We start from the raw sequence: 18,931 nt of genomic DNA on the forward strand, positions 1-18,931 counted from the left end.
CTTTCGTAATTCATTCGAGAAGTTCAATTGTTTGCAGTTGCCAAATTGCACGTGAATAGTTCGACTCAGTCTTGTAGTCGGGCCTATCGTCAAAGGGAAACATGACCCAATAAGGTCCTTTTTCGCGAACCGACATGGTTGATCCGTCAACTCGGGTCGCGATAATCGGTACTTCTGCCTCTAGCTCGGCAACAGGTATCTTCACCGAATAATCATTCAAAGCGGACAGTTTAAGCTGTTGAACTTCGGCATCGAGGTATTGAAGCAAGCTGGCAACCGGAACACCGCTGAATTGGTTAACTCCATCTGTCCAGATTGTTGAAGTTGAAAAGGAAACCTGTTTCATTGTGTCTAGATCTTCCAATGAGAGGTTTTTCTGTTCTCCTCCGGCAAATACAACTGTCAACGGAATTTGGTCTTGCGCTCTGACCGTTGAAGAACACACTAAGGCGACAGCAGTAGTGATGCTAAGGAAATTTCTTGAACTCATAGAATTGGCCTCCCTGGAAGCATGATGTTACTGTGGCGTTGTCACTGCTTCGAGCGTCGAACAGCGAATGAATGAACCTAGGTCGATCGTTGCTTGTGGCATAACAGTTTTTTCTCGGGGGCATTCCGTTACTTGATGAGTACCATCTTAATTGCCGATGATCATCAACTGGTTCGCGATACATTGGCCACCTATCTGGCCGAAAAAGCTGGGTTTGAAGTAAAGGTAGCTTCAAGTGCAGAAGAAGCTTATGTTGTGATTTCTGCCTTCAAAAACATCGACCTCGCGATTCTGGACTATCAGATGCCAGGTATGAACGATCTGGAAGGACTGGTTCGACTCAAATCACGTTTTCCAGACCAAAAAACAGCCATTATTTCCGGTGTCGCCTCCCCTGAAGTTGCTGACAGAGCCATTGAACTTGGGGCACTCGCTTTTTTTCCAAAGTCCATGCCAGTGGATTTGATGCTCGACAGTATCAATGAACTAACCGGAGATAGGTCGATCGCGCGCTCAGCAGGCATTCAACAAAAGCAGCCCGGTGCTTTCCCAAAGGACTATGGCCTGACAATTCGGGAACAACAGATTCTTGACATGCTTGCATCCGGCCAATCCAACAAATCGATAGCACAAGACCTGCTACTAAAAGAAGTAACGGTAAAATTTCACGTCACGAACATACTTGGAAAACTTGGAGTGAGTAACAGAACTCAAGCCGCGTTGCTTGCCAAGTCAAGTTCACACTCTCGGGGATAGTAGGCCCAACTAAAAGCAAACGGACTTGATGTTATACTCAACCCAAATTGCAGCCCGCGCAACGATCATTCAGGCGATCAGGTTGCCGGCACTGTCTTGGTTCAACCTAACAAAAATTCTTGCGGCACGTTTGGAATTGTCTAGCTCAGAACAAGGTCAAAAGGCACACTTATTGGTTGGCTAAATGGCCCCAATCATCGGATCTGCCCGGAATCCAGCAAAGAATTAGTCGCTCCACCTAACAAGTAGAGGAGCGACCAGAACGATCTAAAAATTACAACCACTCACAGATTGCTACTTTAGTATAGTAATCGAATGCAGCTGAAGCGAGAAAAAACTCACAGATCGTGCGAGTTTGACCTGCTCCCCTTGGAGTCCGCGTCTATAGGTTAGCTCTGTTCAGGGTTTGGTCCTCTCTTGACCTTTGGTGATACTCCCACGGCGTGAGCCCGTCGAGGCTCGAATGTGGGCGGTGGTGATTGTAGTCGGCGCGCCATGCCGCGATCATGCGGCAGGCATGGCGCAAAGACGGTATCAGGTGCTCGTTGAGGCATTCCTAGCGCATCCATCCGTTGAAGCTCTCGACCAGGCCGTGCTGCATGGGCTTTCCCGGCGCGATGTAGTGCCAGCCGACCTTGCGGTCCTCTTGCCATTTGAGCATCGCATTACTGGTCAGTTCGGTCCCATTGTCGCTGACCACAAGACATGGATACCCGCGAAGCTCGGTGATCCGAACCAGTTCGCGGGCGACACGCGCGCCGCCGATGGATGTATCGACCACAGCGGCCAGACATTCTCGGCTGAAGTCATCAATGACGTTTGGCACACGGAACCTGCGGCCATCCTCCAGCGCATCCGACATGAAGTCGAGCGACCATCTCTGGTTCGGCCCCTGTGGGATCGCCATGGGCGTTCTCGTGCCCACTGCGCGCTTGCGTCTACCCCGCTTACGAACGGTTAACCCTTCTTCGCGGTAGAGCCAATACAGCTTCTTCCAGTTCACTTCCCAGCCTTCCCGTTTCAGCAGGATATGCAGGTGGCGGTAGCCGAACCAACGCCGCTCACAGGCCAGTTCTTTCATCCTGGTGCGCAGTTCCGTGTCGGAAGGGCGCTTAGATCGACGCCGATACACACGCGGGTTAATCCCGGTCAACGCACAGGCGCGTCGCTGATTGTAACCCTTGGTCTTCATCGCCCAGTTCACAGCATTCTTCCTCAAACCGGGCTGCAGAAGTTTTTTCCGAGCATCTCTTTCAGTGTCACCACATCCATCATCTGCTCGGCCAGCATCTTCTTCAGTTTGGCGTTCTCGTTTTCCAGCGTCTTCAGTCGCCGCGCGTCTGACACCTCCATGCCGCCATACTTGGAGCGCAACTTGTAGAACGTCGCATCGCTGATGCCGTGCTTGCGGCACAGTTCCTTCGCACCGAGACCAGCTTGGTGTTCCTTCAAAATGCCGATGATTTGTTCTTCGCTGAAACGGCTTCTCTTCATCGTCTGTCTCCTCAGTTGGAGAACAGGCTAACCAAAATTCGAGGACTTCTCAGGGGAGCAGGTCATTTTTACGCATCAGAAAGTTTGAGCAAACGGCTCGCGGGGACATAGTCCACTGCTATCATTACACCTTTTGGGGCATAGTGCGACGCGCCGAACTCGTACCCCCTCATTGAAATCGTAAATCCCCATCAAGGCGCGCCGCTCCACACTGCTACTTGTTCGGCTTGTTCAAATTGGGTCGGTGGAATGAAAAATGCGGTTGTGCTCTGACATCTAAAAACCGCAATTCAATTCTCCAGCGAGCTTTTTGGGGCCCGTGGGGCGGCACGCCGAACCCAACAACCCGCTCATAACCGGTCGCAATATCCGGAATGCGCAAAAAATCAACGCGTGCCGCCCACGGTCAGAGGATTGCATGGTGGCAAAATTATGCCCGCTGCTCGTTACGAAACTTACTTTTTGCCTTTTGGAAACAGACTATTTCGCCAGATTTTGCAATGCTACGGGAATTCCCCAATTTCGAGGATTGGGTGCTCAAGGTAAGTTGTCTTCAACGGAACACTACTACCACTCCGGAATTCCCCCTTGTGAGAGAGGGGCTGGCTCTTACCCCCTCGTCCAGCCCCTCGCTCCACCCATCACAAAGCTATCAATTGCGACAGGCAGTATGCTTGATCTGATTGTAATTGGCAGTGCATATCAGCTTCACGGTCTGGTCCACTCGCTTTTTTCGGGGAGTTCCAGGTGAGCGACACTCGGGTCGCGTTGTTTCAGAAGCCCTTTCGTACTATTTTCTTCAATCTCGTGGAACACTTTTTTGGTTTAGTGTTGCAGCGTTATGCGGCTTTTTCTGATCGGCGTTGTTGTGATTTCGCTGTCCGCGGCGGTCTCGTGAACGAGGCGCTACAGGTCCAATTTTGATAACGATGTAGTCGGTTCCTCCCGGCGCACCAGTTGGCGACGAGCTGTTCTAGATTGAACGAAGTAGAAGCGTCAATGCCAGCAATTCCATAATAGATGTCGGTATCTTACTAAAAGTCCGAGCGAATTGCTTGCATCAGGTCCTGCTGACATATCAGTAGCCGAAATCAACTATGCGGTTGTGGGTCGTCAAGGTTCAACTCTCGCTGCGCATCATCAGCGGCGGCGAGACAGGCACAGCAGAAAAACGAATGGTACTAGTTGGCCCGCGCTGCAAGCTAGCTAGAGGGGACAAGAGCAACGCGGGCCCCCCGAAGGGTGGTAGTAGTAATTAGTTAGCGTGATTGCCTGACCCGGCTCCGCGTCGCAGCGCCGCAGGCAAGAAAAATCCGCGCTGCTGAGGGATGGGATCATTCGCGGCGTAGGGTTGCTCCGCAATAACCCCCCGACAAGGCGTGCCACGGCGCGCAAGATCAGGAAATGAGCACCGGCCCAACCCATGAAGCCAAAGGCCTCATTATCCAACGTGGCGCCAGCCAACAGGAAGAACAGGATGATGAATGGCCATTGATTGTTCTCGATCTCATGAAAAGCACGGTCATGATGGTGGGCAAGATTCCCGACAACTGCGCCTGCAACCATGCCTGATGAAAGAAATGAAACCTCCAGCAATAGCGAAAGACCCGCTGTCAGAAAGACGATACCCACCGCTTCGGCTTTCAGGGGCTCTCCCGTTTTCAAGCGCCCGGTCAGACAAGCGGATGGCACGCCAATCCGGCAAGGATGAGGACACCAAGGGTAATCAGAAAGCCGGCAACGTGCACATAATACCAAGCGTTAACTTCTTGTCTAGACTACTCAAACTCCGACCCTGCCTTGTAGGAACTGATGTCGGAGCGAATGCGAATATCCTTACACGATCTGAACCGAGGATCATAAGATTAAGGGATATTGATCTGTATTAAGGCGAAAGCGCGCCGCAGGTGGCAAAAGAGCTCATTCAGAAAATGCGGAGGAATTTTCGATGCCGACAAAGAAATCCAACACAAATAGCCCGACCTCACTTTTGGATGTTTTCAAGCAAATGCAGCCGCCCATGTCTGGCAATCCGGCCTTCGGTGCCCAGATCGAACAATTCTGGGACGCGCAAGAAAAAATGCTTGAGGAAACAGAGGCCTTTGCGCAGCATTGGTTCGAGCGGCGACATGAGGCGGTCCGAACGGCCCTGCAAGCTGCGCGTGAAGTGTCTTACGCTAACCCGTCGGAACCCTCGAAAGCCCTTCAGAGTATGGCGGAATGGCAGCGCCACTCGACGGAGCGATTGGTTGCTGACGCGCAGGAATGGTTCGAAACCGTGGCCCGTTGTGCAGTATATGTCGCTGAAACCGAGGCTGAAGCTGTTGAGCAAACAGTTGATGATGTTGCAGCCGCTACAAAGAGCGCAGGGAAATCTTCAAAGTCTGAGCCGGTTTAGATTTCCTGCTGCCGACTAAACCAGATTGAAATCATCAGAGAAGTAGATAGGAGGTCAAATGTACAAGAACATCCTGATCCCGGTTGCACTGGACCAAGAGCACGACACCCAAGCATCGTTTGAGGCCGCACACCAATTGGCTGATGCGGACGCTGTATTTACTGTTGTGCACGTCCAAGAGCCTATCCCCGCGTATGTGGGGTCTCAGATTCCAAGCGAAGTGCTTGCGAAGCTGCCAGAGCCGAGTTGCGACTGGTTCATCTGTCCCGGCACCTGCAAACAACACCACTGTTGAGCGCAGATCAAATCCAACAGTACAGCATTCTAAGAGGGTATGCGAACGACCCGTGCTCCAATGTGCCCGAAGGCCACGACCCAGCCATGTGGAAAAAACACAACGATTGCAGCTGAATCCTTTTGAAATCAGCGCAAACTAATGTTGGACATGGAGCTGGGAAATCTGATTGCCCTTCATCCAATCTCTCAGCTGTGTCGAGCAAACACACTCGTCGTCCCATCCAGACCAACGAGCAAGGTTTCATAAGGTTCTCGTTCGTCTGAAAAATCCATGCCGGGTGAACCCATCGGCATGCCTGGAACTGTCAGGCCGAGGCCTTCAGGATGTTCGGACAAAAGTCGATTTATGTCTTCTGCCGGAACATGACCTTCGACAAAAAAGTCCCCAACAATTGCAGTGTGGCAACTGGAAAGCACATCTGAGATTTTCATTTGTTCTTTAAGCGACCACAGCTGCTCCTGTTCCACGTTCAGTGTATCGGCGCGAAATCCTGCGGAAATCAGGTGATCCACCCATGCGGCACAACAGCCGCAGGTTGGCGTCTTGTAGACTTTGATGAGTGGGGCTTCTTGACCGACGGAAGGAGTGGCTAACACTGCTGCTGTACCCGCTAGTAAAAATTCGCGTCGTTTCATTGGTCTCTTCTCCGCTTCCTCATGGGACTACAAAGATATTGTGCCAAGGCCAAACTTTTCAATGTTACCGGACTGAGCATCAAACGGGCAGTTTCGATACAAGATCTGAATCTCAATCCAAGTAACACTGGTCGCCAAACGTTTTGTGAGTTGCGTCGCGTATGGCTCAAGTTCACTCGAGCGTTCGGCAATGGACCTCGCGATCGACGTCGTGGTGAGGGCCATAGCAACCTTCTAAGCCGTGGCCATGCCAATTGCCTTGGTGGTGCCTGCCCGTGCACCCTGACACTGCAATCACTATGACCAAGAATGCCGCTCTGCGCGAGTACTTGATCCAACGGTTCTGTTCCATGTGTCAAACAACTTAGCAGCGATCCAGCCACCTATGCTTTGACGCAGGTCAACTCCCGATTGCGGCAGCTTCCAAACAGCGGCAGTTAGTCTATCGTGAACAGCTCCTGTCTTTCAGCAACTCCGCGCAATCTGTATTGCCCCAGGGAAACAAGACTTGGAATAGAGCCCACCAAGTCGCCCGCCACCTTGTCGGAAACCACAATGTTCTGATCGAGCGCGCTGCACATGCCTAAAATGCGGGAGGTAGTATTGACCGCTGGGCCGACCACTGTGAAATCCAAGCGAGACCTACCGCCAATATTGCCGTAAAGAACATCGCCTGCGTGCAACGAAAGAGTGAAGCCGGTCGTTGGCAAACCATCCGCTTGCCGTCGTTGGTTGAGATCCTCAAAGGTATCCCGCAACTCCGCTGCCGCGTGAATTGCGACGCGGCGAGCGTCTGGAACTTGATTGATATCGAAGATGGCAAGCATTCCATCTCCCATGAATTTCAGAACGTTACCGCCATTGCGTTCGACTACGTCAACAGCTTCCGCGAAGTAGTCGTTTAGCAATTCTATGATTGAATCCCCCGGAAGCGCCTCTGACAATTTGGTAAATCCTTGCAAATCGAAATACCAAATCACCGCTGAAATAGTTTCCGATGAACCTCGGGTGATGTCCCCGGAAAGAACGCGCCTACTGGCGTCTTTTCCCAAGTACGCGGCGGTTATGTCTTCAGCCATCAGCCGGTTTGCCCCGCACTTCAGCGTCAGGCAAAGTGGAGATATCAGTTGACGCAAACCGTCAAGTTGCTGGCTTGTGAAGCCCCCGCTCGCGTCGGTTGCCAACGAAATAATGGCACCTTCTTCGGCCTGCATCGGGTCAACAGGCGTAGCGTTGTCCTGAACAAGGAAGAACCGTTTGACAGCAAAGTAGTCAGTTGCACCGCGCTCGCGAAGTTCGTCGAAGATCGGAAAGTTGAGCTCTGGTTCTTCGACTGTAAGGTCTTGTCTGATCTCTTCAATGTTGTTTGCCAAAAGATAGTAAATCGGGCTTAGAACGTATTCCTCAGGCGCATCTGATCTTCGGACAAAGTCCTGTCGTTCATTTCCGCCATCTCTGTGCCAGCGGAAAGCAACTGTCCCAATCTCCGGATGATGAGCGCGCACTGTGATGTTTGCTCTTTGAAGTGGAATTCCTGCCGAAACAAGACGGTTGCAGAATGCTTCTAGCCAGAGCTCCACAGGAGCATTCTCCAAGCCCTGTTGAACCAGCCAGTCGGCTATGTCCTTTACGGCCGCGGTCAGTTCCCAGTTTTGGACTAATGGAGCTGCCATGATGACCTCTCAACGAATTGACTGTTCCGTTAGTTCTCAGTCTATTTAACTTCAAGGACACTTCAATTTCAATTTCCAGCGCTGCTGTCATTATTCATCGCCCGCTTTTTGTCTTTTTTTGAATTTAGAGGCAATCCCGACGTTTAAGTACTTCACGATAAGTTGGTGGATGGCCCACTCACAAGCCCCCCTGCCGAACTAGACTGCAAATGTCCAGGACGGTTGACTAAGTCCCTTCAATTGCGGTTTCGACGTGGCCACAGAACTTATCAATATCGCGCTCTAGCATATCGCTTTCTCGGGTCTCATCTCTGACCGCCGATAGTTCATCTACAACAACCCGCAAGTCTCCTTTGGGAACTTCTTCAGCAATGCGCTTCATAGCTCGAATTAGGGCGGCCGTTACGAGGCCATTGCCCCTGACTGCGCGTCTCAATGCTGGCATCGAGTCCTGAAACAACGACTCTGCTGTGATGGATGGATAAACCACCCGCACGGCGCCGTCGTCATCCCGATATACACCCGTGTCTTCGCCAAAGCGCTGCTAGAGCCTGGGCCCAATTGATCCTGCTACCAAGGTGTAGACTAACAGAATAATGGAAGCAGACTTTGCAAAGTACAGCGTGCGGCCACTGCCGGCGTTACCAGCGAGAAGACACGGTGGCACCAGAACAGGTCTTTGATTTGTCCTGCGACTGAACCAGACGACGTCCTCACGCTTTGGAGACTTTCGAGCCATTGGAGCTGGTTGCCAACTTGTTCCATGGGAATCGAAAATGATCAAGACCTGCTTTGTCGCAATACTAGTTTTACTATTCGGCGCTGAACCAAATCGGCGATGTGTAAGCACGGTCTTGGACTTCTGCGGGAACCGCCTCGGGCAGCGGTATATCGTAGAAAGCTGCGTCTATGGTCGTCCATCGCGGCTTTGGAATTTCGATCACTCTCACATAGTAAAAAGCGTTGTTGTTCGGGTCAAAATCTGGGTCTTGCCAATAACCGGCGAGCTCCACGGAACCGATTGAGTTGCTGTATGTCGCGCTTTCAATGTCTACCGTCGAGCCTACTGGTTCGCGTGCGCGGCCATCCTCTCCAATCTCTCGGTCATCGGAGACTGCCACGTCGAAGATCCGCTCATGGGTTTCGCCACTCTCGTCGATCCAGCCTTTGATAATTTGGACTCGGTCGAGGTTCGCGCCATCTGGGTCGCGCAGCGCCCGGATCAGGAAGCTGGGAGAAACCCCATTAGGCGCGTTCCTAAGGTCTCCGCCCATCGGCACACCGTTCTTATACCCGTTGGAAACAAAATCCGAGGCGTACAGATCATCGGCATCAAAATCCCAGCCGCCAAAGACCCGGACTCGCATTCGCGGCCCGGTCGTAGCGTAGGCCTCTTTACGCTTGATTGCTCCGTGGACTTCCTCGCGGGTGTTTTCGCGCGCCCAAACAGCGGTGAGGCCAGCAGCCGATTCTTGCGCCGTAATGATACGCAATGCCGGGTCTTCGGCCGGGATTACATCAAAGTTGTGACGGTTCGCTGAAGGCTCTGTGTGTTGGTACTTTCCAAAGTAGTTGTCCTCGCGCGTGGTTGGGAGCGCGGTGTGCGTGTCCGTCGTGCCGTAGAAGCCGAACTTGAATGGGTTAACGCCTGTCTTACGCTGAACTTCGAGCCCGACCTTCAACGCAGAGCGCCCATACTCGTAGCGCAACATTTCAGGGGTCTTTGCGACGGTGCCCGAGATGTTCGCAACGTCCCAGGTTTCGAAATCCGCAAACTCATCATCAGGTGACAGCAATGGGTGCGTTTCCTCATCCCCCTTAATCTGGGTTACCTCATGCATCGGCTCCCAACGAATGCGTTTGGCCGCGTATTTCGCATCCATAGGTGTTCCGTCGAATTTCGTAGGCGCGAACATTATTCCGTTGGATATATTTCCGTTATGCGGAACAGATACTGCGCTTCCGCCCGTCTCTTCTTCGTACGCAGCCAGATAGTCCCACAGCGGCTCAGGGTCTTCGCTTTCAAAATAGGTAAATGGGCGGGTTCGACCGGTCTTATCGGCGCCGTCTCCGAAGATCACCACTCGGTGGAGATTGTTACCTCTCGGAGTTGATGTCCACTCGTACCCAGCCAATGATGTGAAGACGCCGGGTTCGTAGTATTCGTCGACCGTTTCCACGATTTGTTGCCAAAGGTCACCGTCCAAATCCAATCCAGCGGTCGGGTCTCGCCCTTCGATTGATGCGATTTCGATGATATCAGCGAACGCCTCCATCCGACCTTCTTGCCCAGAATTGAACCTTTCGTAAGTCAAACGACCCCACTCGTCAGCCAAAAGCCGAGGGTCAGCTGCTCGAACGGCGGTCGCAAGTCCCAACATTTCCGCGTGTTCAGTAATTGCGAGGAAATCGAGGCGCCTAATGAGTTGAACAGGTTGCCCAGTGTTTGAGGTTATCCTGTCACCGCGGGCCACACGGAAGGCGTCGTGGATGTTCAAAGAAGTCCCAACAAGCCCTGCGTCGAATGAAATTTCAGTGTGGAAGTGAAGATCACCAAATAGAACTTCATCAGGATAAGATCGGTCAACAAAAGGAGAGTAGGTCTGTGCGGGGACCACCGTATTAGGAGGTACTTCGCCTTCAAAGCCAACTGCTTGCGTTCCAAATGAAAGCGCTAAGGCGGTTGCAGCATGCAACATAATCGTGGGTTCAAAGTGAGTTCTCATGACTGCCCCCAAGACAAAAAAATAAAGCATATGTGTACGAGAAAGCGTGCATAAAATCAAATATTCAAGTGAGTTGGGTCCACCGTCCCCCTTCCGCGCTCATGGACCTGTCTAAGACTCGATCTTATGAGTCTGCTTTGGGCTGCGAACCGCCGAAAAAACAAAGCGCAGAGAAACGCGTAGTTGAGGCCGCGGCGGTTGGACATTAGAGTAATATCCGGCTTCAGCCGGTCATACCTGCCGCCTGTAGCCTATTGGCAAGACGCTCAAAATGATCCGGTCGCCGCCACATAGACCGAAACCCGCTGGCCAAGCAATCTACTGTGTCATCCTCAACCACAATACCTCGACTTGTGAACTCATCGTGACGTTCGGTGACGAATTCTCGCAATGCGTCGGAGGCGTCTCGCTCTCGTCCGAGCTGCGCGTAAGACGCAGCAACAAATGCAGTGGCCAATGAGTTCAGCCGCGCTGCTCCCATTAGAAAACTAAGCACTGCTTCATAGTTGCCGTTGAAAAATTCGACCTGACCCATAATCCATTCGATGGCAGACGGATGCAGCGGATCCAGTCCCATAGCTTCCGAAACCACTGCTCGCACCTTTTCGCGCTGGCCGAGCAGTAGGAAAGCATAGCCGCACCAAGCAATAGACTCCGCCTCGCTTTCTATCATGGAAAGTGTCTTGTTGAATTGCGCCTCGGCCCCATCCCACAGTCCGGCACAGAGATAAGCAAACCCAAGCTGGTTCTGAATATAGACGTCGCGGTTGTCGAGTGCCACGCCCTTTCGGGCGATTTTCAATGTGTGGATTGCGCCGTTGCGGTCGAAAATATGGATTTTACCGAAGCGGAACTCTTCAGGATTAATGAGGTCAGTGCGGAAGAGGACATTAATCTATGGGCGCTATCCTCGGAAACTGCGTAGGATTACTGACAACTGTTTTTTGGTGCGATTAGGTTTTTCTGCGTAATCGCTTGGCGTTTCTGCTTTGGGCTAGAAGCGGCCTTGCGGCGAGTCAGCAGCTCGACTTGCAACCTAGTCCCAAAAGCAGTCATTACACTAATTGAGCTGGTCCGGTGTTTTCAAAGGCTTGGCCGAATGCTCTGACAATCGGCTTGAGAAAGCTGTCGTTCGCAAGTTTCGTACTGACCGACCGCTTCTAGCCTGAATTGCATCAAAATTCAGCAGAATCCGAAGGTCTAGGGCAGTGGATGACGCTGAGCCGACGGCCACGCCGTTCGCGAAGCAGTCGCTCACGCCGAAAGCCGCGAATTACTAAATCGAGCCCAAACCGGAAGCACCTCTGCTCTGGCAACAGCACGCGCAGTAACATGAATGACCAAAGTTTTTAGTTCAGCCGCAGAGAGCTAAATTGCCAATTAGCCAAAAAATCCTTCTTTGTGCTGACTGAATATCGACCCGCGGGCCCTGCCTGCTGAAGAGACTTGTTCATCGCAGCACAAGAATCTTCCACCTCTTTATTGCTTTCATTAACCCGGTTGCCGAAGATAGCCACAACGGTTGCCGGTGAAAAGTGATGGGAAAAAAAAGAAAAATTGCAGACATCCCGTGGCTCAACCGCAGCGTCGAAGCAATGGTAGCGGCATGGATTTGGCTGGCATTTTCGACATCAAGGTGGGAGAGGATCGGATTTGAAGACCTCGAAGACTCATTGCGGAGCGGCGAGCCCGCAATCATCGTGCTTTGGCACCAACGACTGATGATGTCGCCGTACTTGTTTGACCCTTCGCTTGGACCAATTTGTTCGCTTACATCCTCTTCAAGAGCTGGTCAGCTTGCTGGAAATGTTGTCAAACGATTTGGGTTGGGTACGATCAGCATGTCTTCGCACCAACGCCATGTCGCGCTGACGCGGGCGGTTTTGCGAGGCATTCGCGAGGGAGTATCTCTTGGAGTGGCAGCAGATGGCCCTAGAGGCCCAGCCAGGATTGCTTCGCTTGCCCCAGTAACCTGGGCACGCGCTTCTGCGAAACGCGTTTTTTTGGTTAGTTACTCGGCGCGACGGGTCCACGTCCTGCCGACTTGGGACAAGATGTGGTTTCCCGCGTTGCGGACTCGCGGCGTGTTGTTTTGCCGGGAATGGCACGAAGCCGTTTCGAGCTTTCCAGACGACATCGAAACCGAAAGGCTTCGACTTAGTTTGCAAAAAGCGCTGAATGCGGTGACAGATGAGTCCGACCGCGCTGTAGGTCGTTTGCCCGAAGGGCGATAGAAGTAGTCCGGCAGGAATCACCATTTTCAGTTGATAGCTGACTCAGACTCGATCATCTTTTAGAAAATGGCATAAAGAGATTTTCCATATGAAAATGTATTGGCCCGAACATTTTGTGTTTGTTGGAAAATCGTCTCCAGATGGTGTGGCGGTTCCGAGGGCACGCATCGCCCGTCGCGCCGCGCTGATCGCGGAGCTTTTGAAGTCGAACGGTGTATCGCTGGGTGATCGCGTCGCCATGTGGTTGCACCGAGGCGAAGACCAGATCGCGGCAATGTTCGGATGCTGGTCCGCAGGCGCGGCTTTTTGTGTGCTGCCTTCCTTTGCGGGTCGGACTGCGACTGAACGGTCGCGGCACCGTGTGGATGATGTCTGGTCCGTTCTGCAGCCAAGACTGTTGCTCAAGGAGACGGGCACAGACTTGCCCGAGGCCTTGGATGCTACAGTTGACACGCTGGAGTTGCCGCAAGACAACGCCCAATCGGATTTATCCTTAGATCCAAATAGTTTTCTGGCAGATCGAAGCCCGGACGACATTGCTTTCGTCCAATTCACCTCGGGCAGCACAGGCGGGGCCAAGGGGGCCGTAGTTCGCTTTGGGCAACTTAAGGCCAACCTGGACGCAATAGCGCAGAGATCAAAGTTGTCAGAGGCAGATCGGATGGTGTCCTGGGCACCTCTTTATCACGATATGGGCCTCATGGCAGTTCTGCTTCCATTGAGCCGCAAAGCGAACCTAGTACTCATGGAAACTGAGTATTTTGTACGTCGCCCGGCCGCGTGGCTGGAAACGATTTCAAACTATGGTGGTACTATTACAACGGCTCCGCCCACAGCGCTGAAACTATTGACGCGCCGGACAGCCAAAAATGTGGACCTGACTGCTCTTCGATATGCATGGATCGGCGGCGAGATGGTGTTTCCGGCAGTGGTTGACGCTTTCGAGGAGGCATATTCCGCTGCAGGATTGCGCAAAGGGGTGGTGCAGCCGACCTATGGGATGGCGGAAACTGTCGTAGGCATTTCCTGTGGTGCTTCTGGTGAAACGTGGTCTGTCAGGAACGGGTACATCTCCTGCGGGCCAGTGCTGCCGGATATGGAGTGCCGGATCGTAACCGAAGACGGAACCAAGATTGGCGCCGGTGATGAGGGGCATATCCAGGTCCGTGGACCATCAGTTTTGAAAGGTTACCTCGGGCTTGAAGCATTCGCATCGGACGCGTGGTTTGATACCGGCGACTTGGGTTTCATGGATGGCGGTCGATTGTATGTTACCGGTCGAACGAAGGACGTGTTGAAGCGGGGCGCGGAAGCATTCCCTGCAACGGTGGTTGAAGCGGTTGCGGAAAACGCGCTGAACCTAGGCGTTGGACGCGCCGTGGCCTTTGCGTGCATACGTTCAGGCGCAGACCGGGAAGAGATTGTTCTCCTAGTAGAGTGTCGCAACTGGGATGATGATCAAGCCCGTAAGGTGGGCGCTGCAGTGGCTGGCGAACTGGGTTTACAGGTCGATGTAATCAGAAATGCGATAGGAGGGCGTTTACCGCGCACCTCCAGTGGAAAACTCATGCGCCAGAAGGCGGCGCAACTATTTAGGGAAGGACGGGTTTGATGGACCAGAAAAACCGGAATGACTGGACAGTTGATCGGCTGATCTCAATTCTGCGCGATCTCGCCAGCGAGAAGGTCCTGCCGAACCATCTTGTAAACGGCCACATTTCGGGTTCGGATACCGTATCTACTCTGGGGATTGATTCCATTGGCGCCGTCGAACTCATCGACCATCTTGAGGCCGAATCTCAGGTCCTGTTACCTGATGATTTCCTCGACTTTGAAGACAGAATCGAAGACATTGCTGATCGCCTGAACTCGCTGAAGCCGGGGGCAGCCAATGACTGAATCAAACTCCGGGGCGTCGCAGGAAGCTATTGAGTTTCACTACGATATGCCCGCCGATTTTTTTTCGCTTTGGCTCGGCAGATCTATGACTTACACGGCAGCGCGCTTCACGCGACCGGGCATGACACTGGACGAAGCGCAGGACGAAAAAATCAACTATCACCTCAGTGCCGCGAATGTTGCGTCGGGGCACCGCATGCTGGACATCGGTTGTGGCTGGGGCACTCTGTTGAGCGCTGGGGTCAAACGACTGGGAGCCGCCTCGGCACACGGCCTTACACTGAGCCCCCTTCAGCATCGTTACATCGGGTCTTTAGGCCTGCCCAACGTAACCGCGGCTCTGCAAAGCTACGAACATCATGAACCTGAAGAGCCCTACGAGTCCATTGTCAGCGTCGGCGCTTTTGAGCACTTCGTGAAACCCAGTATGTCACGGGAAGAAAGGCTGCGAATTTACTCGGAACTGTTCCGGCGTTGTGCCGAGTGGATGACGCGAGATGGCCGGTTTTCCCTACAGACCATGACGTGGGGTGACGCTGGTCCGGCAGAGCGTGATATGAATAGGATACATGAGATTTTCCCCGAAAGTGACCTGCCAGAAATCGCGGACGTGATCGAAGCGTCCCATCCGCATCTGGAACTGGTTTCAATGGAAAACCGCCCGGAAGACTACCAATACACTCTGGCCGAATGGGCAAAGGGGCTGATAGCCAACAGTAACGCTGCGATCAGGATCGTTGGTGAAGAGCGGTTCAAGTTTTATCTGAACAGTTGCAAGGGTGGGTCCCTGCTATATCGACGCAGACGTTTCTATCTTTGCCGTTTCGTGTTCAGGCGCAGGGGCAGATAAATTATCCGGCCGCGAGCCGGGTTTCGATGCGTTTGACAGCATTGAACGTCGGCTTTCCTCAGTCTTTGAGACCGCTTTGCCAAAACAAAGCCGCCCACAACGTGAGCGGCCTTGAGAAATTGAGACAAATCAGTTGGTGAGAGAAGCATTGCATTCACGCGCCGCTTCAATCGCTTTCTTCGTACCGGCAAGGCTCACTTCGAAGGCAAAATTGCTCTCCGGCATTACGATCATGGCTTCGCGCTCCATCACATCTGCCACGAAGTCGGGGTTGTTGGCCAACAAATAGCCACCCTTATACCCATCTGCCAGATTGGGTGGCGCTGCTGTTGTATCGCCGTAGTACAACTTGTTGTCCATGAGCAGTTCAACTTTGTCATCTTCGAACTCAATGTCCGCCTTGGTGAAGACCCCTATGTAGCCGAACTCCTTGTCTGGGGTCAGACCCATTTGCACAACGTTTGTATTCTCATCGACCCGTTCAATCAGGCAGATATTCCGGCTCTTGTCTACAAAGATGTTCCAGCCGGATTCTTCGCCGTAGTTTACAAACTCTGCATTGTCTTTCGGCAGAATGTTCTTGTCCTTGGCGTGCCCTAACGTTGCCCCGAATGCGAGAACAGCCGAAACAAAAACAATCTTAGTTGTAGTTTTCATAGATACGCTCCCAAAAAAAATATCGCAATATGAGGATGCGAAGATAGGCGGTAAACGCCGTTCTTGCAAACAAGCCTCAAAACCGAAGGGAAAAGGCTTCGTTTTTTCCTGAATTGCGGAACGATTTCGGTAGCCAAGCGTTTGATCATCTAACGCCGACCGGACCGGAATTCACCGACCCGATCGGCCACTAGCGACGGAAAACTCGTTACCCCCTCAATCCCCAAAAAACCCGCATTGTTCGGAGGGAAACCAATTGAACAACGCGGGAAGCAGTTTGGGGTATCCATTTTACGGTGCGGATCGCGGGTTGGATCAAAGTTCCCCGCGCCACCCTAACCTGAGATGATAGGCAACGCGGGGATTTAGTCTGCCCATGTGCCTTGCCAAACTATCTCGAATGTGCGTTGAGCCGCAGGTAGCAAAAAAGGTGCCTTGCCTACTAATTTTAGACTCTGCTGACTAACCTCGTGACCAACCAATCGCACGGCACGGCCACGTTTTCTAACGCGGGCCAGTAGGGTAGAGTATGGAAGCAAGCACCAAGAGAGTGAGAAACAAATTTAGCGCGCGCAAAAATACTTGATTTGGTGCATTTTGGATTCAAGTATTGGGGTGCGTAGCAAATCTTAATTACCTCTGTTGCTGCCGCATCCACCAGACGTGTCTGGTCGCCTCCCGGTGATGTAAGTGAGTGACGTCGCTGGGAGGCCATCTATTTCTTCTCAACGCACTGGTCCAATCATAACAAACTCCGAACTCGTATCAAATTGTGAAATAAGCCAAGGAAAGTCCGAATGAAATGGCATCGGCGTTTTTGACATCGTGTTCAAGTTAGCAAGGGGACTGAGTGCTACGAAATTACAAAAGCATAGCGGTCGCTGACGTGGCTTGGGATGCGGGAAGCGATGGAACGAGCTTTTTATCGGTGGTGAAAGAGGAAACAAGAGTTCACCTAGTGAGGTTTCGCTGCGGACGCCTATTCTTCGACAATTCCCACGGCGAGACCTTCCGTGAAGCTCAGAGCTACTTTGTCTCCCGGGCTAAGCTGCTCGACAAACTCGCGACCAACGTCTGTTTCAACCTCGATCATTTGTTCTGTACCACTGCTGTCCGTCACAGTGGCGATTGAGCTCGCGTTGTCGAAGGACACAAAAGTCAGAATCAAGGTGACCATTGTTCCGGCAGCCATGCCCGGTGTTGATCCCTCTGCAGCCTGGCCTTCCAATTCAACCAAACTGTCAACCTCGCCAGGGAAAGCAATGCTTGCAGCCATCCCCAGTGTGTACATCGCTTTGACTGTGTCACCCTCTTCAATTTGATCGAAGTTTTTGACTTCCGGTCCTGCAAGAATGGTCTCTTCTTCACCTGTCTCTGAGTTTTGCAGCACGATGAGCCGAGTGTCCGGATCAACTGACTTAACTGTCGCGTCGGCTTCGATGGTAACGCTGCGCTCAGCTGTTTGAGCAAAACTGAGTGCGGGCAAAATAAAGAAAAATGCAGACGTTAGAATTTTCGTTAGCATGTCTTCTCCTTATGAGATTCATGGTGGAAGTCTGTACACTAGCATGCAGTTCTTCAGGATGGCGAAACGTTGCCACACCACTTCGAATTTAAAAAGATGTTTGTCAGCCAGCTACACCAAAGACCGATGTTCTCGAACTTCAGATTTCCGCCAGACAGAGCATAGGAGATCTAGAGCGATTACGCGGACAATGCTTCAATGTAAGCTTTGTCCGCAACTTGGTCATTCCCGCAATAAATCTGAATGTCCGCCCACCCTAAAAACCGAGCAACCTCCTGCATCTAAATAAAGAAGCAAATGCAGGAGTTTGATCCATGAAGTACTTGTCTGCCCTCGGCGTTCTCGTCGGGGGTTTTCTTTTGCACCCACCGCCCAAGGCTGTCCTGACGACGATGCTCTGGGTGGTGTCTCGGTCTCATCCCGCTGTCTCGGCGCTGGTTCTGCTGGCGGTCCTCTGGACGTGGAGGCCCGACGATGACTGAGCTGAAGCTTGTCTGACGTCAGCACCAATGGGACAGTTTGAAAGAGTTACTGCGACGGAGCTTTAGCCGGTGAGTATCCCTGAGTGCTGGACAGCGCTTGGCTGTCGCGTTGTTTGAATACAGGACCGCCAGCAAATCCGGGATCGATTTCGATTACATAGAGCTGACCCGCCTTCGCCTGAAGCTGTAATTGAGGTTTCTCCATAATCACCAATCCAAGTCCTACGTTCAAAACGCTCGCCACAGTCTCAGCATTCAAATTTACCGTTCCGGGGCTGACTTCTTGCACATGGCGTGTACCAACAGACATGTCTGCCACAGCATTACCGTTTACAAAGACCCTATAGATATTTGCGCTGCCTGCAAATTCGTTTCCACGGAAAAATACAACCATTGAACGATTCGCTGGAACGGTTGGTACTAGGCTCGTTGTTCCTTGATTTCCAATTGAATCGGTTGTCTTTGGAGATGGAGTTTCGCATCCTGCAATCAAGAGAGTGGCAATTGTCGCGGCGATGGGTAGAAGCTTCATTTCCGGCTCTCCTAGATCATTCTCCGAGCTTCGGTATTTGGAAAACCAGATTAATGAGAAACACTTTGTCATGTATTGACATACGTCAATATGAAGACCCCACCTACTTATTTGCGCCAGCAGCGTACCTGTGCAGTTGTACGATTCTGCAACCTGTCTCAAGGTAGTGCTCCGCGTCTGGGTAGATTGCACATCCTTTCCGCATTGGGCTCCCATCAGTCATTCGCAGCACTAGGATTGAACGTCCGCCCCCCCAATCCGCCAGCACCAGCGACCCCCGTC

At 52.3% G+C, this 18,931-nt stretch carries 18 protein-coding genes and 1 pseudogene; 10 read left to right on the forward strand and 9 right to left on the reverse strand.

Features of this window, described 5'->3' with window-relative positions; translation table 11 throughout:
- Positions 1 to 10: 10 nt before the first annotated feature.
- Positions 11 to 490, reverse strand: a complete 480-nt coding sequence (locus ACR3EQ_RS22975; protein WP_170617483.1) for a molybdopterin-binding protein — start codon at positions 488 to 490, stop codon at positions 11 to 13.
- 135 nt (positions 491 to 625) lie between these two features.
- Here ACR3EQ_RS22975 and ACR3EQ_RS22980 point away from each other — a divergent pair, with 135 nt between their 5' ends.
- Complete coding sequence (locus ACR3EQ_RS22980; protein ID WP_170617481.1) at positions 626 to 1,246, forward strand: response regulator transcription factor; 621 nt, start codon at positions 626 to 628, stop codon at positions 1,244 to 1,246.
- Between the two features lie 382 nt (positions 1,247 to 1,628).
- Here ACR3EQ_RS22980 and ACR3EQ_RS22985 read toward each other — a convergent pair.
- Positions 1,629 to 2,740, reverse strand: a pseudogene (locus ACR3EQ_RS22985) (IS3 family transposase).
- A gap of 747 nt (positions 2,741 to 3,487) precedes the next feature.
- Between ACR3EQ_RS22985 and ACR3EQ_RS22990 the strand changes: the two are divergent.
- The 4 genes from ACR3EQ_RS22990 (at position 3,488) to ACR3EQ_RS23005 (ending at position 5,433) form a co-directional block, all read left to right on the forward strand.
- Complete coding sequence (locus ACR3EQ_RS22990; RefSeq protein ID WP_170817360.1) at positions 3,488 to 3,664, forward strand: hypothetical protein; 177 nt, start codon at positions 3,488 to 3,490, stop codon at positions 3,662 to 3,664.
- A gap of 480 nt (positions 3,665 to 4,144) precedes the next feature.
- Positions 4,145 to 4,312 (forward strand): hypothetical protein, encoded by a 168-nt coding sequence (locus tag ACR3EQ_RS22995; RefSeq protein WP_480492241.1) that lies wholly within the window; start codon positions 4,145 to 4,147, stop codon positions 4,310 to 4,312.
- A gap of 376 nt (positions 4,313 to 4,688) precedes the next feature.
- Positions 4,689 to 5,138, forward strand: coding sequence for a hypothetical protein (locus tag ACR3EQ_RS23000; RefSeq protein WP_480492243.1), 450 nt, complete (start codon positions 4,689 to 4,691; stop codon positions 5,136 to 5,138).
- 58 nt (positions 5,139 to 5,196) lie between these two features.
- Entirely contained in the window at positions 5,197 to 5,433 is a 237-nt protein-coding gene (locus ACR3EQ_RS23005; protein ID WP_480442346.1) for a universal stress protein, read from the forward strand.
- Between the two features lie 188 nt (positions 5,434 to 5,621).
- On the opposite strand, the gene ACR3EQ_RS23010 is transcribed toward ACR3EQ_RS23005, so the two are convergent.
- The 4 genes from ACR3EQ_RS23010 to ACR3EQ_RS23025 form a co-directional block, all read right to left on the reverse strand.
- On the reverse strand, positions 5,622 to 6,071 hold the full coding sequence (locus tag ACR3EQ_RS23010) for a DUF411 domain-containing protein (RefSeq protein ID WP_170619817.1): 450 nt from the start codon (positions 6,069 to 6,071) through the stop codon (positions 5,622 to 5,624).
- 437 nt (positions 6,072 to 6,508) lie between these two features.
- Positions 6,509 to 7,744 (reverse strand): adenylate/guanylate cyclase domain-containing protein, encoded by a 1,236-nt coding sequence (locus ACR3EQ_RS23015; RefSeq protein ID WP_170617387.1) that lies wholly within the window; start codon positions 7,742 to 7,744, stop codon positions 6,509 to 6,511.
- An 812-nt stretch (positions 7,745 to 8,556) separates the two neighbouring features.
- The gene (locus ACR3EQ_RS23020) at positions 8,557 to 10,470 is read right to left on the reverse strand and encodes a DUF3604 domain-containing protein (protein WP_170617389.1); all 1,914 of its coding nucleotides are present in this window, start codon (positions 10,468 to 10,470) and stop codon (positions 8,557 to 8,559) included.
- Positions 10,471 to 10,693: 223 nt separating this feature from the next.
- A complete protein-coding gene (locus ACR3EQ_RS23025) occupies positions 10,694 to 11,272 on the reverse strand; it encodes a tetratricopeptide repeat protein (protein ID WP_480492245.1) in 579 nt (192 codons plus the stop codon).
- 736 nt (positions 11,273 to 12,008) lie between these two features.
- Between ACR3EQ_RS23025 and ACR3EQ_RS23030 the strand changes: the two genes are divergently transcribed.
- The 4 genes from ACR3EQ_RS23030 (at position 12,009) to ACR3EQ_RS23045 (ending at position 15,453) form a co-directional block, all read left to right on the forward strand.
- On the forward strand, positions 12,009 to 12,704 hold the full coding sequence (locus ACR3EQ_RS23030; RefSeq protein WP_480492247.1) for a lysophospholipid acyltransferase family protein: 696 nt from the start codon (positions 12,009 to 12,011) through the stop codon (positions 12,702 to 12,704).
- An 88-nt stretch (positions 12,705 to 12,792) separates the two neighbouring features.
- Positions 12,793 to 14,316 (forward strand): AMP-binding protein, encoded by a 1,524-nt coding sequence (locus ACR3EQ_RS23035; protein WP_480492249.1) that lies wholly within the window; start codon positions 12,793 to 12,795, stop codon positions 14,314 to 14,316.
- Complete coding sequence (locus ACR3EQ_RS23040; protein WP_170682848.1) at positions 14,316 to 14,603, forward strand: acyl carrier protein; 288 nt, start codon at positions 14,316 to 14,318, stop codon at positions 14,601 to 14,603. The genes ACR3EQ_RS23035 and ACR3EQ_RS23040 overlap by 1 nt, the downstream gene beginning before the upstream one ends.
- Positions 14,596 to 15,453, forward strand: a complete 858-nt coding sequence (locus tag ACR3EQ_RS23045; protein WP_480492251.1) for a class I SAM-dependent methyltransferase — start codon at positions 14,596 to 14,598, stop codon at positions 15,451 to 15,453. Before ACR3EQ_RS23040 ends, ACR3EQ_RS23045 begins: the two co-directional genes overlap by 8 nt.
- A gap of 129 nt (positions 15,454 to 15,582) precedes the next feature.
- On the opposite strand, the gene ACR3EQ_RS23050 is transcribed toward ACR3EQ_RS23045, so the two are convergent.
- Complete coding sequence (locus ACR3EQ_RS23050) at positions 15,583 to 16,110, reverse strand: hypothetical protein (protein WP_480492253.1); 528 nt, start codon at positions 16,108 to 16,110, stop codon at positions 15,583 to 15,585.
- A 979-nt stretch (positions 16,111 to 17,089) separates the two neighbouring features.
- A complete protein-coding gene (locus ACR3EQ_RS23055) occupies positions 17,090 to 17,635 on the reverse strand; it encodes a hypothetical protein (RefSeq protein WP_480492255.1) in 546 nt (181 codons plus the stop codon).
- Between the two features lie 314 nt (positions 17,636 to 17,949).
- On the opposite strand from ACR3EQ_RS23055, the gene ACR3EQ_RS23060 reads away from it, so the two are divergent.
- Positions 17,950 to 18,117, forward strand: coding sequence for a hypothetical protein (locus ACR3EQ_RS23060; RefSeq protein WP_170611812.1), 168 nt, complete (start codon positions 17,950 to 17,952; stop codon positions 18,115 to 18,117).
- A 46-nt stretch (positions 18,118 to 18,163) separates the two neighbouring features.
- Here ACR3EQ_RS23060 and ACR3EQ_RS23065 read toward each other — a convergent pair whose 3' ends face one another.
- Entirely contained in the window at positions 18,164 to 18,649 is a 486-nt protein-coding gene (locus tag ACR3EQ_RS23065; protein WP_170611814.1) for a hypothetical protein, read from the reverse strand.
- Between the last annotated feature and the right edge of the window lie 282 nt (positions 18,650 to 18,931).

It is taken from the genome of Ruegeria sp. AN11 (assembly GCF_056536005.1).

Coding starts and splice junctions, on each gene's coding strand:
- ACR3EQ_RS23050 (WP_480492253.1), bottom strand. CDS start 16,110: ATGAAAACTACAACTAAGATTGTTTTTGTTTCGGCTGTTCTCGCATTC.
- ACR3EQ_RS23045 (WP_480492251.1), top strand. CDS start 14,596: ATGACTGAATCAAACTCCGGGGCGTCGCAGGAAGCTATTGAGTTTCAC.
- ACR3EQ_RS23035 (WP_480492249.1), top strand. CDS start 12,793: ATGAAAATGTATTGGCCCGAACATTTTGTGTTTGTTGGAAAATCGTCT.
- ACR3EQ_RS23055 (WP_480492255.1), bottom strand. CDS start 17,635: ATGCTAACGAAAATTCTAACGTCTGCATTTTTCTTTATTTTGCCCGCA.
- ACR3EQ_RS23000 (WP_480492243.1), top strand. CDS start 4,689: ATGCCGACAAAGAAATCCAACACAAATAGCCCGACCTCACTTTTGGAT.
- ACR3EQ_RS22975 (WP_170617483.1), bottom strand. CDS start 490: ATGAGTTCAAGAAATTTCCTTAGCATCACTACTGCTGTCGCCTTAGTG.
- ACR3EQ_RS22980 (WP_170617481.1), top strand. CDS start 626: ATGAGTACCATCTTAATTGCCGATGATCATCAACTGGTTCGCGATACA.
- ACR3EQ_RS23005 (WP_480442346.1), top strand. CDS start 5,197: ATGTACAAGAACATCCTGATCCCGGTTGCACTGGACCAAGAGCACGAC.
- ACR3EQ_RS23010 (WP_170619817.1), bottom strand. CDS start 6,071: ATGAAACGACGCGAATTTTTACTAGCGGGTACAGCAGCAGTGTTAGCC.
- ACR3EQ_RS22995 (WP_480492241.1), top strand. CDS start 4,145: ATGAGCACCGGCCCAACCCATGAAGCCAAAGGCCTCATTATCCAACGT.
- ACR3EQ_RS23020 (WP_170617389.1), bottom strand. CDS start 10,470: ATGAGAACTCACTTTGAACCCACGATTATGTTGCATGCTGCAACCGCC.
- ACR3EQ_RS23060 (WP_170611812.1), top strand. CDS start 17,950: ATGAAGTACTTGTCTGCCCTCGGCGTTCTCGTCGGGGGTTTTCTTTTG.
- ACR3EQ_RS23030 (WP_480492247.1), top strand. CDS start 12,009: ATGGGAAAAAAAAGAAAAATTGCAGACATCCCGTGGCTCAACCGCAGC.
- ACR3EQ_RS23065 (WP_170611814.1), bottom strand. CDS start 18,649: ATGAAGCTTCTACCCATCGCCGCGACAATTGCCACTCTCTTGATTGCA.
- ACR3EQ_RS23040 (WP_170682848.1), top strand. CDS start 14,316: ATGGACCAGAAAAACCGGAATGACTGGACAGTTGATCGGCTGATCTCA.
- ACR3EQ_RS23015 (WP_170617387.1), bottom strand. CDS start 7,744: ATGGCAGCTCCATTAGTCCAAAACTGGGAACTGACCGCGGCCGTAAAG.